The organism is Paenarthrobacter sp. NPDC018779, from assembly GCF_044391085.1.
Taxonomy (GTDB): domain Bacteria; phylum Actinomycetota; class Actinomycetes; order Actinomycetales; family Micrococcaceae; genus Arthrobacter.
The window spans coordinates 1-13,693 of the sequence record NZ_JBIRZS010000032.1 but is presented as its reverse complement, the minus strand read 5'-3'; the positions used below and the strand labels follow the sequence as shown (position 1 = coordinate 13,693).

The 13,693-nt window shown below is 62.8% G+C and carries 15 protein-coding genes; 10 read left to right on the top strand and 5 right to left on the bottom strand.

Annotated features, from left to right (window positions below; all coding sequences use genetic code 11):
* Positions 1-12 precede the first annotated feature (12 nt).
* The 5 genes from ACH488_RS20660 (at position 13) to ACH488_RS20640 (ending at position 4,476) form a co-directional block, all read left to right on the top strand.
* The gene (locus tag ACH488_RS20660) at positions 13-435 is read left to right on the top strand and encodes an MmcQ/YjbR family DNA-binding protein (protein WP_397326451.1); all 423 of its coding nucleotides are present in this window, start codon (positions 13-15) and stop codon (positions 433-435) included.
* A 258-nt stretch (positions 436-693) separates the two neighbouring features.
* The gene (gene ngcE, locus ACH488_RS20655; RefSeq protein ID WP_397326450.1) at positions 694-2,103 is read left to right on the top strand and encodes an N-acetylglucosamine/diacetylchitobiose ABC transporter substrate-binding protein; all 1,410 of its coding nucleotides are present in this window, start codon (positions 694-696) and stop codon (positions 2,101-2,103) included.
* Entirely contained in the window at positions 2,100-3,125 is a 1,026-nt protein-coding gene (locus ACH488_RS20650; RefSeq protein ID WP_397326449.1) for a carbohydrate ABC transporter permease, read from the top strand. Before ngcE ends, ACH488_RS20650 begins: the two co-directional genes overlap by 4 nt.
* Complete coding sequence (locus ACH488_RS20645; protein WP_397326448.1) at positions 3,125-4,018, top strand: carbohydrate ABC transporter permease; 894 nt, start codon at positions 3,125-3,127, stop codon at positions 4,016-4,018. The genes ACH488_RS20650 and ACH488_RS20645 overlap by 1 nt, the downstream gene beginning before the upstream one ends.
* Positions 4,019-4,152: 134 nt before the next feature.
* On the top strand, positions 4,153-4,476 hold the full coding sequence (locus ACH488_RS20640) for a putative quinol monooxygenase (RefSeq protein WP_397326447.1): 324 nt from the start codon (positions 4,153-4,155) through the stop codon (positions 4,474-4,476).
* A 112-nt stretch (positions 4,477-4,588) separates the two neighbouring features.
* Here the strand turns inward: ACH488_RS20640 and ACH488_RS20635 are convergent, their stop codons facing one another.
* The gene (locus ACH488_RS20635) at positions 4,589-4,882 is read right to left on the bottom strand and encodes a DUF503 domain-containing protein (protein WP_397326446.1); all 294 of its coding nucleotides are present in this window, start codon (positions 4,880-4,882) and stop codon (positions 4,589-4,591) included.
* Positions 4,883-5,111: 229 nt separating this feature from the next.
* Here ACH488_RS20635 and ACH488_RS20630 point away from each other — a divergent pair, with 229 nt between their 5' ends.
* From ACH488_RS20630 to ACH488_RS20620, 3 genes are read left to right on the top strand one after another with little or no spacing between them, the layout of a single operon-like run.
* A complete protein-coding gene (locus ACH488_RS20630; protein ID WP_397326445.1) occupies positions 5,112-6,290 on the top strand; it encodes a GGDEF domain-containing protein in 1,179 nt (392 codons plus the stop codon).
* Complete coding sequence (locus ACH488_RS20625; protein ID WP_397326444.1) at positions 6,287-6,790, top strand: hypothetical protein; 504 nt, start codon at positions 6,287-6,289, stop codon at positions 6,788-6,790. Before ACH488_RS20630 ends, ACH488_RS20625 begins: the two co-directional genes overlap by 4 nt.
* Positions 6,787-8,130, top strand: a complete 1,344-nt coding sequence (locus ACH488_RS20620; RefSeq protein ID WP_397326443.1) for a putative bifunctional diguanylate cyclase/phosphodiesterase — start codon at positions 6,787-6,789, stop codon at positions 8,128-8,130. Before ACH488_RS20625 ends, ACH488_RS20620 begins: the two co-directional genes overlap by 4 nt.
* 81 nt (positions 8,131-8,211) lie before the next feature.
* Here the strand turns inward: ACH488_RS20620 and purL are convergent, their stop codons facing one another.
* The 3 genes from purL to purS are packed head-to-tail and all read right to left on the bottom strand — an operon-like array spanning position 8,212 to position 11,529.
* Positions 8,212-10,521 (bottom strand): phosphoribosylformylglycinamidine synthase subunit PurL, encoded by a 2,310-nt coding sequence (gene purL, locus ACH488_RS20615; protein ID WP_397326442.1) that lies wholly within the window; start codon positions 10,519-10,521, stop codon positions 8,212-8,214.
* Entirely contained in the window at positions 10,518-11,276 is a 759-nt protein-coding gene (purQ, locus tag ACH488_RS20610; RefSeq protein WP_397326441.1) for a phosphoribosylformylglycinamidine synthase subunit PurQ, read from the bottom strand. The genes purL and purQ overlap by 4 nt, the downstream gene beginning before the upstream one ends.
* 1 nt (position 11,277) lies before the next feature.
* On the bottom strand, positions 11,278-11,529 hold the full coding sequence (purS, locus tag ACH488_RS20605) for a phosphoribosylformylglycinamidine synthase subunit PurS (protein WP_011773385.1): 252 nt from the start codon (positions 11,527-11,529) through the stop codon (positions 11,278-11,280).
* Positions 11,530-11,812: 283 nt separating this feature from the next.
* Here purS and ACH488_RS20600 point away from each other — a divergent pair, with 283 nt between their 5' ends.
* Positions 11,813-12,019: a hypothetical protein gene (locus tag ACH488_RS20600; protein WP_397326440.1), complete on the top strand. Its 207-nt coding sequence runs from the start codon at positions 11,813-11,815 to the stop codon at positions 12,017-12,019.
* A 113-nt stretch (positions 12,020-12,132) separates the two neighbouring features.
* On the top strand, positions 12,133-12,423 hold the full coding sequence (locus ACH488_RS20595; protein WP_397326439.1) for a DUF1540 domain-containing protein: 291 nt from the start codon (positions 12,133-12,135) through the stop codon (positions 12,421-12,423).
* A 57-nt stretch (positions 12,424-12,480) separates the two neighbouring features.
* Here the strand turns inward: ACH488_RS20595 and ACH488_RS20590 are convergent, their stop codons facing one another.
* Positions 12,481-13,428, bottom strand: coding sequence for a manganese catalase family protein (locus ACH488_RS20590; protein ID WP_397326438.1), 948 nt, complete (start codon positions 13,426-13,428; stop codon positions 12,481-12,483).
* Between the last annotated feature and the right edge of the window lie 265 nt (positions 13,429-13,693).

The following is a 13,693-nucleotide window of genomic DNA, read 5'->3' as shown; positions in this document are numbered from 1 at the left end:
TACCCTCGAACCATGGACGTTCCCAGCCTTCGCGAGTTTTGCCTGAGCTTTCCCGGTGCGTTCGAGGATTTCCCATTCGGGCCTGAAACGTCGGTGTTCAAGGTGCGGTCGGCTGTTGCCGGGGGCGCCCGGCACGAGGCCAAGATGTTCGCGTTGTCGGCCATGAATCCGGACGACTGGTCCGTGAGCCTGAAGTGCGAGCCTGCTCTGGCGGAGCAACTGCGGTCGGCCCATCCAGAGATCACGGGTGCGTGGCACATGAACAAGACGCACTGGAACGGGGTCCGGCTGGACGGTGGCCTCCCAGATGACATGATCCGGGACATGGTTGAGGATTCCTATGACCTGGTGGTTGCAACGCTCAGCCGCAAGCAGCAGGAACAGCTCGGTTGGGCGCGCCTTGCCAGTCCCCGAAGCAGCTCAAACCCCACGTAAAACGCCCTGTTCAAGCACTCCCCACGCCGCCATGTTGGGTCTAGATTGAGAGTGCACACCGGCAAAACCTGGTTCTTACATTTGATCACGCTTTGACAAATCTTGATTGAAACTGCCAAGAAATATTGATTTTCGATCATTCGTGGAGAAGTATGTCACACGAAGGTTGGCGTCCCAGAGCGCCAGCCCCAGACTGTCCCACCCTCCGGCCCCAGCTGGACCAGGTGGACCTAACGAGTCACTAAAAGGGGTATTGAAATGACCATTCAGCACCAGTCCCTTGGCCGCCGCGGATTCCTGCGCGGAGCACTTGCTGCAGCCGTGCTCGTCCCGATGGGCGGGACCATCGCGTCGTGTGCAGCCGGCGGTGGCGGAACCTCCACCGGACCCACGGGTACCGTCTCGGACACCAACCCGTTCGGCATGGCGGACAAGTCCACCGTTGACGCCGTGATCTTCAAGGGTGGCTACGGGATCGATTACGTCGAGTTCGCCGGCAAGGCCTTCGAAAAGGCGCATGACGGTTCCTCTGCCAAGATTGCCCCGTCCACGGATATAGCCCAGGAACTCCAGCCGCGCTTCGTCGGCGGCAACCCGCCGGACCTGATCGACAACTCCGGTGCCAAGGCCATCGGCTTCAGCACCATCCTGGCCCAGCTTGAGGACCTCAACAGCGTGGTGGAGGCCAAGAACCTGGAGGGCAAGGTCATCAAGGACACGCTCTACACCGGTGTCCTGGCGCCGGGCACCTTTGACGGCAAGCTGGCTGCCCTGAACTACGTGCTCACGGTCTATGCCGTCTGGTACTCCGACGCACTCCTCAAGGAAAACGGCTGGACCGTGCCGAAGACCTGGGATGAGATGTACACCCTCGGCGAGCAGGCCAAGGCCAAGGGCAAGTACCTGTTCGTCTGGGGCAAGGAAGCCGCCACGTACTACCAGGAAATGGCCATCGCGTCGGCCATCAAGGAAGGCGGCGACGAGGTCCGCCTGTCACTGGAGAACCTGAAGGCAGACTGCTGGTCGCACCCAGCCATCCAGTCCGTGTTCACCGCACTGGACAAGATCGTCAAGGCCGGCTTCTTCAAGCCCGGCGGTTCCGGTACCCAGTTCACGGCAGCGCAGGCCCAGTGGAGCAACGCCCAGGAAGCCGTGTTCTACCCGTCCGGTTCCTGGATCGAGAACGAAATGAAGGACCAGACCAAGGCGGGCTTCAACATGACGGGTGCTCCGGTACCGTCGGTCAGCGCCAGCCCCAAGATGCCGTACGCCTCCCTGCACAGCGCAGCCGGCGAGCCGTTTGTTGTTCCGTCCCAAGGCAAGAACGTGGCCGGTGGCAAGGAATTGCTGCGCGTCATGCTGTCCAAGGACGCCGCAACCAACTTCGCCAAGACCAAGCTGGCCCCCACCATCGTCAAGGACACCGTTCCCGAAGACGGCTTCGGCTCCACGGCACTCGTCTCGCAGACCAAGCTGCTCAAGGACGCCGGGGACAACATCTACACCTGGAACTTCATCGACCTCTACGGCACCAACAAGGACCAGTTGGTTGTGTGGAACACGTTCCTTGACGGCAAGTCGGACGTGGCGACGCTGACCTCGGCGCTGCAGAACATCACGGACAAGGTCCGCAACGACAGCTCGGTCAAGAAGATTGAAGTGAAGTGACAGCAGTGAAAACGCAAGCGAGCCGGAACGACGACGGCACGGCCGCCGTCGTTCCGGCCATGGCTCCACCAATAATGGTCAAGCGGCGCCGCAAGCCGCTGACGTGGGACAAAGCCAGCTTCTTCCTGGTGTTCCTCGGACTGCCGCTGGTCATTTATCTCGTGTTCGTGATCTGGCCCTTCATCCAGGCCTTCGGTTACTCGCTGACCGACTGGTCCGGCTTCTCGCCCAATCAGAACTTCATCGGCCTGGACAACTACGCCAAGATCTTCACCGACGACATCTTCATGAAGGCCATGGGGAACAACATCCTCCTGGTCATCTTCCTGCCGATCATCACCATCATCCTGAGCCTGGTCCTGGCCACGCTCGTGACTGTGGGCGGGAGCAGCAAGGGGCAGATCAAGGGCCTGCGGAACTCCAGTTTCTACCGGGTGGTTTCCTTCTTCCCGTACACCATCCCGGCCATCGCCATCGGCATCATGTGGGGGCAGATCTACGATCCTTCAGGGGGCCTGCTCAACGGCCTGCTGAGGGGCATCGGCCTGGAACAGTTCAAGGACTTCGCGTGGCTGGGCAACAAGGATACGGCCATGATCGCCACCATGTTCGTGATCGTCTGGGGCTTCGTCGGCTTCTACATGGTGCTGTTCGTGGCAGGCATCAAGGGCATCCCGGCCGAATTGTTCGAGGCAGCCAGGATCGATGGGGCCGGCCGGTTCCGCACCGCGGTCTCCATCACCATTCCTTTGATCCGGGACAACATCCAGACCGCCTACATTTACATGGGCATCCTGGCCTTGGACGCCTTCGTCTACATGGCCGCCCTCAACTCCGGTGGTGGCCCGGACAACTCCACGTTGGTCATGTCCCAGCAACTGTTCTTCACGGCCTTCAGCAAGGGCCAATTCGGGCTGGCAAGTGCCATGGGCGTCGTCCTGGCAGTGACCACCCTGATCTTCTCCGGCCTGGTGTTCGTAGTTAACAGGCTCACCGGCGGCGACAAGGATGTGAGCAACTGATGACTACCAAGGTCGCACCTCCGGAAATGAAGTCCCTGCACTTCCAACCGCGCACCCCCGCCACCACGCCCGGTGACAAAGTGGTTGGCGCCATCTCGCACACGGCGCTGACCATCTGGTCGCTCATCGTGATCCTGCCGCTCTTGTGGACGTTCATGTCCTCGTTCAAGACGTCCAGCGAGATCTTCGCCTCCCCGTTTGCCTTGCCGTCCCAATGGCGGTTCGACAACTACGTCAAGGCCTGGAGCGAAGCCGGAATTGGCAGCTACTTCCTCAATTCCGTGATCGTGGTTGGCTGTGCGCTGGTGATCGTCATGGTGCTTGGTGCCATGTGTGCCTACGTCCTGGCCCGCTACACCTTCCCGGGCAGCAAAGCCATCTACTACCTGATGCTCGCAGGCCTGACGTTCCCGATCTTCCTGGCCATGGTTCCGTTGTTCTTCGTGATGCGGAACATCGGGCTCCTCAACACCCTGCCCGGGCTGATCCTGGTGTACGTCGGCTTCGCACTGCCGTTCACGGTGTTCTTCCTGTTCTCCTTCTTCAAATCGCTTCCCCACGAAATCACGGAGGCCGCGGCGTTGGACGGAGCAGGGGAGTGGCGGACGTTCTTCCAGGTCATGCTGCCGATGGCCAAGCCGGGCCTCGCCTCGGTTGCCATCTTCAACTTCCTGGGCCTATGGAACCAGTTCCTGATCCCGGTGTCCATCAACGCGGCTGGCCCGCGTGTGCTGTCGCAGGGCCTCGCCGCCTTCGCCGGCCAGATGGGCTACGCCGTGGACTTCGGGGCCCTGTTCGCTGCGGTGACAGTGACCGTGGTGCCCGTGCTGATTGTCTACGTGATCTTCCAGCGCCAGCTCCAGGGCTCCGTTTCACAGGGAACCATGAAGTAAGACAGGGAACCATGAAGTAGCGCAAGCCAGCTAAAAACGCACGACGGCGGTTCGCACCTTGGGTGCGGACCGCCGTCGGGCGTTGTTCTGAAAGGATGGAAGGGAACTTACTGTCCACCGAAAGGCCGAAGCCCATGATCTTCATCGTCGTCAAATTCAACGTCAAGCCCGACTGGTCGGAACGTTGGCTGGACCTGGTGGCCGACTTCACCCAAGCCACCCGCGCCGAGCCCGGCAACCTGTGGTTCGACTGGTCCCGCAGCGTGGACAACCCCAACGAGTTCGTCCTGGTCGAAGCCTTCCAAGACGACGCTGCCGAAGCCCACGTCACCAGCGATCACTTCAAGAAGGCCATGGCTGACATGCCCCAGGCCCTCGCCGAAACCCCGCACATCATCAGCCGCCAGCTCGAAGGCAGTGGTTGGGACCGGATGGGCGAGCTGACCATCGAGGCATAGGCGTACCGCCACCACCCACTTTGATCTTGAACGCCCCCGACACGCCCGCGCTAGAGGCACCTCGGGGGCGTTTGCGCGCCAAAGTGGGTCGTGGGGGCACGGCAAGGGGTAATTAATCCTCGCTGTGGAGCTCCCTCTGCCGCGCGCTGAGCAGCTCAAGCTCAGGCCGGGATGCCACAAACCGTTCAACGGCGTCGAGCACTTCCCTCAGGTGCGCGTGATCCGAGGCGACCATCGCTGCACCCACCATGGCGCGGCGGTGTTGGTCGTGCAGGCCCGTTTCCGAAGCCGAGACGTCGAAGCGCCGCTTCAATTCGGCAACGAGGGGCCTGATCAGGGAGCGCTTTTCCTTCAGGCTGTGCACGTCGCCCAAGAGTACATCGAATTCGATCCAGCCGATCCACATGGTTCAAGTATCCCGTGGCGCTGATGGGACCCGATCTTGATCCAATCTTGAGGAAATGCCGCAGGGAGGTTGAGCCAACGGGATCACACTGAAACCACGGATCACCCAGGGGGGAGATGAGTGGACATGGGCAAAATTGCTGGCCGGTGCAACACGTGGGCAGGTGCTGCTTTGACAGGAACCCCGTCATGGTAGAAATTGGCGTGGGACCAACTGGCAGGAGCTAACCATGGTGCTCGACGCTTTCTCGGTGAGGGTAGCCCTCGGTGTGGTCACCTTGACCCTCTTTGTGCTGTTTTTCACCTCGTACCGGCGCACCAAGTCGCCGTATGCGGGCTGGTGGGGCATCGCCTTGCTGGAATACATGCTCGGCAATGCGGCCTTCCTGCTCAACGGCACCCTCCACCAAACCTGGGCGAACCCACTGGGCAACGTCCTGGTGGTGGCAGGTTCCTACAGCGTTTGGGCGGGAGCACGCACGCTGCGGGACAAGAAGGCAGCGCCCTGGCAGCTTGCCATCGCACCTTTGATTACGGCCGTGGCCTCCGTCCTGGAGAATCCGGCCACCAACGTGTGGTCCGGGGGCTTTGTTTACCTGGGCATGATGACCATTGGCATTGCGCTGGCAGCCAAGGATCTCTGGTTCATCAAGGCTTCGCTCTCGCAAGTGCACAAGGGTTTGTCCATCGCAGCAGGCTTGCTGGCCGTCTACTATCTGGGCCGCTGGGCCGTGTATGCCGTGGAAGGTCCCACCAGCCCCATGTTCCAGACCTACTTCGGTCCAGCACCGTCGGGCCTGGTATCACTGGTGCTGCTGGTTACCGTGTCCTTCAGCATGACGGCACTCAGCAGTGACCAACTGATCAAGGGACTCCGTGAACGTGCCAGCAGGGACCACCTGACCGGGCTCCTCAACCGTGGCACGTTCCTGGACCTGGCCGGCACCGAACTCAACCGGCTGCGCGGCACCGACTCGAGTGCCGCCGTCGTGCTGGCCGATTTGGACCACTTCAAGGCGGTCAATGATGAACACGGCCACCGCGCCGGCGATGCCGCGCTGAAGGCGTTCGCCGAGGCGTGCCGGGCCAGTGTTCGTTCCACGGATCTTGTGGGCCGCTACGGCGGGGAAGAGTTCGTTCTCTTCCTGCCCGGTGCCACGCAGGAGCGTGCCGAAAACGTGGCGATAGAGATCAGCCGCCGCATGTCCACCATGGAAGTGCCCGGAGGCGGCACCTTCCCAACAGTCAGCTACGGGGTCACATCGAGCACTCCGGCCACCGCGGACCTCACCTTCATGATCGAAGTTGCGGACGCGGCACTCTACAGCGCCAAGGCGCAAGGACGAAACAGGATTGTCGGAGCAGACCGCCTCGGGGCGGCCACTATCGCTGATGAGGCACGATCATGACCATCAATGGATTGACCACCAAAATCCAGATCCAGCACACCCAGGAGCTGAACGCGTTCCGGCAGGACATCACCAGCCCGCCCTACCAGGCCGGCACGGCCACGGCGCTGAACACCGCCCGCCGGTCGGTCCGGATGAATCCGGTCCAGTCGGTGGAAGACGGTAATGCGAGCCTGACCATCGTGGCCGACGTCCAAGGCCTCGCGTGGTTCACTGCGGACAAGGGCCTGCAGGGGAGCTGCATCACCCTTTCCATCGCGGGCCACCGCCGCGCCACCGGCACGCGTCTTTCGTTGCCACTGGCCGAATGCGACGCCTGGATGGAGGCAATCCTCGGCGGCTCCTGGATCACCCACGTGTACCGCTCGGGGGCCAGCCCGGAGCCGGGTGGGAAGCTGGACGTTGCGTCCTACCGGCTGTTCCTGGACGAGCGCAGCAATCCCGTTGCCAAACCGAAGTCCGTGGTAGACGACAGCTTGCGCCGCTTGGAATTGTCTTGAACGCCAAGGGCGGGCTTCACCCCGCCCGCCAGTCCGAAGGGCGCGAGCCACGAACGGACCCGTTGACCGGGCTCGGCGACCGGTTTGCCTTGGAAAGCGCCCTGCTGGAGGCACAAAAGGCCGAGGGCGGCTTGCCTGCAGCCTTGCTGCTGCTGGACCTTGACGGCTTCAAAGCCCTCAAGAAATCGGTGGGCCATGCGGCCGCGGACCAGGTCCTGATGACCGTCGCCATGCGCATCCGCGAAACAGCGGGGGAGAACGACGTCGTCACTCGCCTGGGTGGCGACGAATTCGCCGTGCTGTTGCGCGCCACACCTCTTGCCAAGGCTACCGCCGCGGGGAACCGCATCCTGGCCGCACTGGAGCCCGAGATCGACCTCGGGACCGAAAGTGTCCAGTGCAGGGCCAGTGTGGGGCTGCGGATGGTCGAACCGCACCACACGCCCAGCGAACTGCTCCTTGAAGCGGACATGGCCATGGAGGAATCCAAAGCCGAGGGCCGGAACAAGGTCAAGAACTTCGATCCCGCCACATTGCTGGCGCGCCAACTCCAGCGGCAAATTGTGGGGGAGTTGGCCCACGCCATAGACTCCGACCAGTTGGTGCTGTTCTACCAACCGATTGTTGAACTGGCTACCGGACGCCTCCAAGGGAGCGAGGCCCTTGTCCGCTGGAACCACCCCGAGCATGGGCTCATCATGCCGGACCGCTTCATTCCCATCGCCGAGTCCTCCGGCCTGATCGCGAAGCTGGGCCGCTGGGTACTGCGGACCTCCGTTGCCCAGCTGGCCATGTGGAGGCAGGATGCGGAAACGGCGCACCACGACTTCACCATGAGGATCAACGTCTCCGCACCGGACCTGCAAAGCCTGGAATTCGTGGACGATGTGCGCGAAGCCTTGTCCGGGGCCGGGCTTCCTCCCGAGTCGCTTGTCCTGGAACTCACGGAGAGCGCCATCATCCAGAACAACGAACTCGACCGGTACACCCTCATGAGCCTGCACCGCCTGGGTGTGGGCCTGGAGATCGACGATTTCGGCACCGGGTACTCGTCCATGGGGTACCTCCGGAAACTGCCTGTGGACCACGTGAAGGTGGACCGCGAGTTCGTCCGGGACCTGGGAAAGGACGACACCCAGTTGACGTTCCTTGCCGCCATTCAGCAGGTCATCCGCTCCTGCGGGCTTGACGGGATCTGGGAAGGGATTGAGACGGCAGAGCAGGCCGAGGCCTTGCGGAGCATCGGATGCACCAGCGGCCAAGGCTACTATTTTGGCCGTCCCGTGCCGGGGCCCGAGTTCACGGAGAACCTGAAGCGGCAGCAGACCTGGCCTGGGTAAACCGCCTCGGCAATCCCCCGCCCGGAACGCGCAAGGCCCCGGCACTCTGCGAGTGCCGGGGCCTTGCTGCGTTAGCCTCTGCTAGCCAAAGTACTTGGGCAGGGTGCCTTCGTGTGCTTCCTTGAGGGCGTCCAGGGAGAGTGCGTCAACGCCGTTGATCTCCAGCTTTCCGCCGGCGGCGTCAACAACGCCGATCCGGAGGTGGGCGAAGCCGCGGGCAGTGCACATGTCCTTGAAGCGGACTTCCTCCGAGCGGGGCACGGACACGATCGCACGGGCCTGGGATTCGGAGAACAGGGCCGTGAACAGGTCCACGCCGTCGCGCTCCATGAGCTCTTCCAGGGCAATGCGGGCACCCACGCCGTAGCGCAGCGAAGATTCCACAAGGGCAGCCGCGAGGCCACCTTCGGAGAGGTCGTGCGCGGCGTCCACCATGCCATCGCGGGAAGCGTTGATGAGGATCTCACCAAGTTCACGCTCGGCCGCCAGGTCCACCTTCGGCGGCTGGCCACCGAGGTGTCCGCGCAGGTTGGACCACTCCGAGCCATCCAGTTCGGCTGCCGTGGTGCCGAGCAGGTAGATGGCCTGCCCGTCCTCGCGCCAGCCCGACGGCGTGCGGCGGGCGACGTCGTCGAGCTTGCCCAGGACTGCCACCACAGGGGAGGGGTGGATCGGCGTGGTGCCGGTCTGGTTGTACAGCGAAACGTTGCCACCGGTGACCGGGACGCCCAGTTCCATGCAGGCGTCGGACAGACCGCGAATGGCCTCGGCGAGCTGCCACATGACATCCGGGTCCTCGGGGGAACCGAAGTTCAAGCAGTCGCTGACGGCCATGGGAACGGCGCCGGAGGTGGCGACGTTGCGGTAGGCCTCGGCCAGCGCGAGCTGGGCACCCTGGTACGGGTCCAGGTAGGTGTAGCGGCCGTTGGCGTCGGTGGCCAGGGCGACGCCCAGACCGGTTTCCTCGTCAACGCGGACCACACCGGCGTCGTCCGGGAAGGCCATGGCAGTGTTGCCGCCAACGTAGCGGTCGTACTGCTTGGTGATCCAGGACTTGCTGCACATGTTGGGCGATGCAATGAGTTCGGTGACGGCGGCGGCCAGCTCGGAAGGAGCGGACGGGCGGTTGGCGTCTTCCACGGATCCCGTGAAGGCGTTGGCCTGGACGGAATCCTGCCACTCGGGGCGGGCGTACGGGCGGTCGTAGACCGGGCCGTCGTGCGCAACGGTGCGGGGATCGACGTCGACGATTACCTCGCCTTCCCAAGTGATGATGAGGCGGCCGGTATCGGTCACTTCACCCAGCCAGGAGTACTCGACGGCCCACTTGTCCATCACGGCCTCGAACGCTTCCACGTTCTCCGGGGTGACGATTGCCATCATGCGTTCCTGCGACTCGGACATGAGGATCTCGCCCGGGGTCAGCGTGGGGTCGCGCAGCAGCACCGAGGTCAGCTCAACCTGCATGCCGCCGTCGCCGTTGGAAGCGAGCTCGGACGTTGCACAGGAAATGCCTGCGGCGCCGAGGTCCTGGATACCTTCAACCAGGGAGCCCTTGAAGAGCTCGAGGCAGCACTCGATGAGCACCTTCTCGGCGAAGGGGTCGCCCACCTGTACGGCGGGGCGCTTGGAAGGCTTGGTGTCGTCGAAGGACTCCGAGGCCAGCACCGAAGCGCCGCCGATGCCGTCGCCACCTGTGCGGGCACCGAACAGGACAACCTTGTTGCCCTTGCCGGAAGCGTTGGCCAGGCGGATGTCCTCGTGGCGCATGACGCCCACGGCCAGTGCGTTCACCAGGGGGTTGCCCTGGTAGACGGAGTCGAACACCATTTCGCCGCCGATGTTCGGCAGGCCAAGGCAGTTGCCGTAGCCGCCGATGCCGGCAACGGCACCGTGCATGACGCGGGCGGTATCCGGGTGGTCGATCGCGCCGAAACGCAGCGGGTCCATCACGGCAACCGGGCGTGCGCCCATGGAAATGATGTCGCGGACAATGCCGCCGATGCCGGTAGCGGCGCCCTGGTACGGCTCAACGAACGACGGCGAGTTGTGGGACTCGATCTTGAACGTCACGGCCCAGCCGTCGCCCAGGTTGGTGACACCGGCGTTCTCGCCGATGCCCACCAGCATGTCCTTCTTCATCTCCTCGGTGACCTTGTCGCCGAACTGGCGCAGGTGGTTCTTGGAGGACTTGTAGGAGCAGTGCTCGCTCCACATGACCGAGTACATGGCCAGTTCGGCACCGGTGGGGCGGCGGCCCAGGACCTTGACGATCTCGTCGAATTCGTTCTGCTTCAGGCCCAACTCGGCCCACGGGAGTTCCGTGTCCGGGGTTTTGGCAGCGTGCTCAACGGTATCGATGTTGAACTTCTTGGTGGTTTCCGTGGTCACTTGTCGCCTCCCACAATCTTGGTCAAAACGGAGGTGAAGAAACCGAGGCCGTCGGTGCCGTCGTTGGTGGACGGACCGAAGCCTGCCTCAACGGCGTGCTCGGGGTGCGGCATGAGGCCCACCACGTTGCCGGCGGCGTTGGAGATGCCGGCGATGTCGCGGCGGGAGCCGTTCGGGTTGAAGCCCACGTAGCGGAACACAACGCGGCCCTCGGCCTCAAGGGCATCGAGGGTCTTCTCATCGGCAATGTACTGGCCATCCTGGTTCTTCAGGGGCACAGTGATTTCCTGGCCGTCCTGGTAGTCCACGGTCCACGCGGTGTTGGCGTTCTCCACGCGCAGCACCTGGTCGCGGCAGATGAACTTCAGGTGGTCGTTCTTGATCATGGAACCGGGCAGCAAGTGCGACTCGGTCAGGATCTGGAAACCGTTGCAAATGCCCAGGACAGGCAGCTTCGCGTCGGAGTTCGCAGCGTCGATGATCTTGGACATCAGCGGCGCGAAACGGGAGATGGCGCCGGCACGGAGGTAGTCGCCGTAGGAGAAGCCGCCGGGGACCACCACGGCGTCAACGTCGCCGAGTTCGGTGTCTGCGTGCCAGAGCGGCACCGCCGTTGCGCCTGCAAGCCGCACTGCACGGGCGGCGTCGCGGTCATCCAGGGTGCCGGGGAAGGTAACGACGCCGATCTTGGCGCCGGCAAGCCGGGGCTCAGCGGCGACGGCCACGGCCTCGCCAATCAGGGGGAGTGACGTCATCTCAGGCCTCGACGACCTCGACGTTGACAACATCCTCGATCACCGGGTTGGACAGCAGCGTCTCGGCTGCTTCGCGGGCCTGTGCCAGGATGGCGTCGGTCACCTCGCCGTCAACGGTCAGTTCGAAACGCTTGCCCTGGCGGACTGCGCTGAAGCTGTTGAAGCCGAGGCGGGGCAGTGCACCCACGATGGCCTTCCCCTGGGGGTCCAGAATCTCGGGCTTGGGCATGACGTCAACGACGATCCGGGGCATCCGGTAACTCCTGTGCGTGAGTTGGGTGAACCTTTAAATAAGGCTGCCGCGGAGGATGCCGTCTCACGCCGTTCAGCCGCGTTCGAACTATGTCCCGAAAACGGTGTCCTGAAACGGTGTGGGGGCGCTCCGCGAGCTTGCACGTCTATCCTACCGGGAGGAGCGCACATACCCTATTCAGCGCGTTTGTGCGAGGAGCCCCCGCCGTTTCGGGGGAAATTCCCTGCGATCAGTGCCCGACGGCGGTATGGCAGCAGGTGCGTGGCGTCACTAGGATTGCGGCATGGCTGAGAAACCGAAGTCGATGGTGTTGGGCGTGATGGCAGTAGCTGTTTTCGCCGGGCTGGGGCGCATGGTCGTCCAGAAAATCCGGGCAGACAGGGCTGCCCGCGAGCAGCGGTTGGTGGCTCCCCTGGACAAGGAAACGTTGGAGAAGATCAGCCGCGCGGTCAGGACTCCGGGGCAATTCCTGAGGACACCCGGCAAATGAACGGATTAGCGAACGTACAAATGCGCTAATCAGCCGGGTTAAACCGCGGAAATCCGGCGTAGTTTGGGTAGTACACCCGGGGTTCAGCCCCTTGGCCCACACCAGGAGGAACAATGACCGAACATGTTGCCGAAGTATCCGCCTGCAGCGTCGGAACGTGCGGGTTCAACCACAACGGTTGCACTGCCTTTGGAATCACCATCGGTGGCACCCAGGACCACGCATCCTGCGCCACGTTCATCGACACGAACACCATGGGTGGACTGCCCAAGGTCCTTGCGCACGTTGGTGCCTGCCAGCGTTCGGAATGCGTCCACAACAACAACCTGATGTGCGAAGCCCACGATGTGAAGGTTGGTCCCGGCGCCGATTCCGCTGACTGCCTCACCTACGAGCACGCCTGACACCCACTCGCGAAAGCGGGCACGTCCTTTTGGACGTGCCCGCTTTTTTGCGGGTTGCTACTTGGCTTCCTTGGGGCTGTTCGCATCCTTGAGTTCCTGCTCCGCAGTGGCTTGGATCAGGGCGAGGAGTTCGGGATCCAGTCCGGGCGCGAATTCTTCCTTGCGCTCCGGTGAGATGGTGATGGGGCTGCCCTTGGGCATGGTGTCCGTGGACAATTCCGTTCCGTCGTTGGAGGGTGAGGCCCCGCGGAAGAGCTTGCCTACCTCGCTGAGGTTATCGGCGCTGAAAGTGTATTGGATGCTTTGCAGGCCCTTGTCCAGGAGTTTCTTGACCTCCGGGAACTGCTCGGCGTTGGTTTTCGGAATTGGCAGGACCTTGCCCCAATTGACGCCCAGGCTTTCCAGGGCCTTGGCGTAGGCGTTTTCGTGGGCCTGGTCGCGGACGATGAGGTAAGCGATGGTGGATCGGGCGGTTTTGTTGTCTGTCATCTCATAGATGCGGCACTTCTGCAGCCTGCCGGTGGATTCGAGCATCAGGTTGTAGAGGAGGTCCAGGACGAGGTTGCCACTGTTGTAGACGTAGGAGCCGCTCCAAGGATTGCCGGCGGCGTCCACAGGGAGTGCGCCCTGGGCGCCCACGAGGTAGTGGTGGATGTTGCTGGTGTCCAAGGCGATATTCAGGGGAGTGGCCCCGCCTGCTCCGGGCTCGTCTACAGGATCGTTTTTCTTGCCTTGGTAGCGCGGTGATCCATCTAGGAGTTGGGAGATGGTGGTCCCGATCAACTCCACGTGGCTGATCTCCTCCGTGCCGATGCCTTGGAGGAGGTCCTTGTACGGCTTCGATGCGGCGTCGCCTCGGAAGTTCATGCTCTGGAACAGGTACTGCATCATGGTGCGCATTTCACCGAATTGCCCACCGAGCCCTTCCTGGAGGGCGTTTGCTGCGGCGGGATCCGGCTCGTCTGCTGCGATTTCGTTGATGAGAAGCTGGGTATGCAGGTACATTGCGATTCCTCACGTTGATACATGCTTTGTGGAGCGGAAACCCTCTGCTGGCCACCCCGGGTCCGCTAACCATAAGCATGCTTACTAATCGTGGGCAAGGGGGCGCATTGACTCATAGAAAACCTCCGCGTAGCCGGATACGTTGCCTCATTTGAAAACCTCCGCGTAGCGGCGTGGTTGAGGGTGTTGGCGGCGGTTGCGGGTTATGCCCGTTTTCATGGAGCTAACGATGGCCCAGCGGCAAGCTGTGACGAAGAAGAAGGCC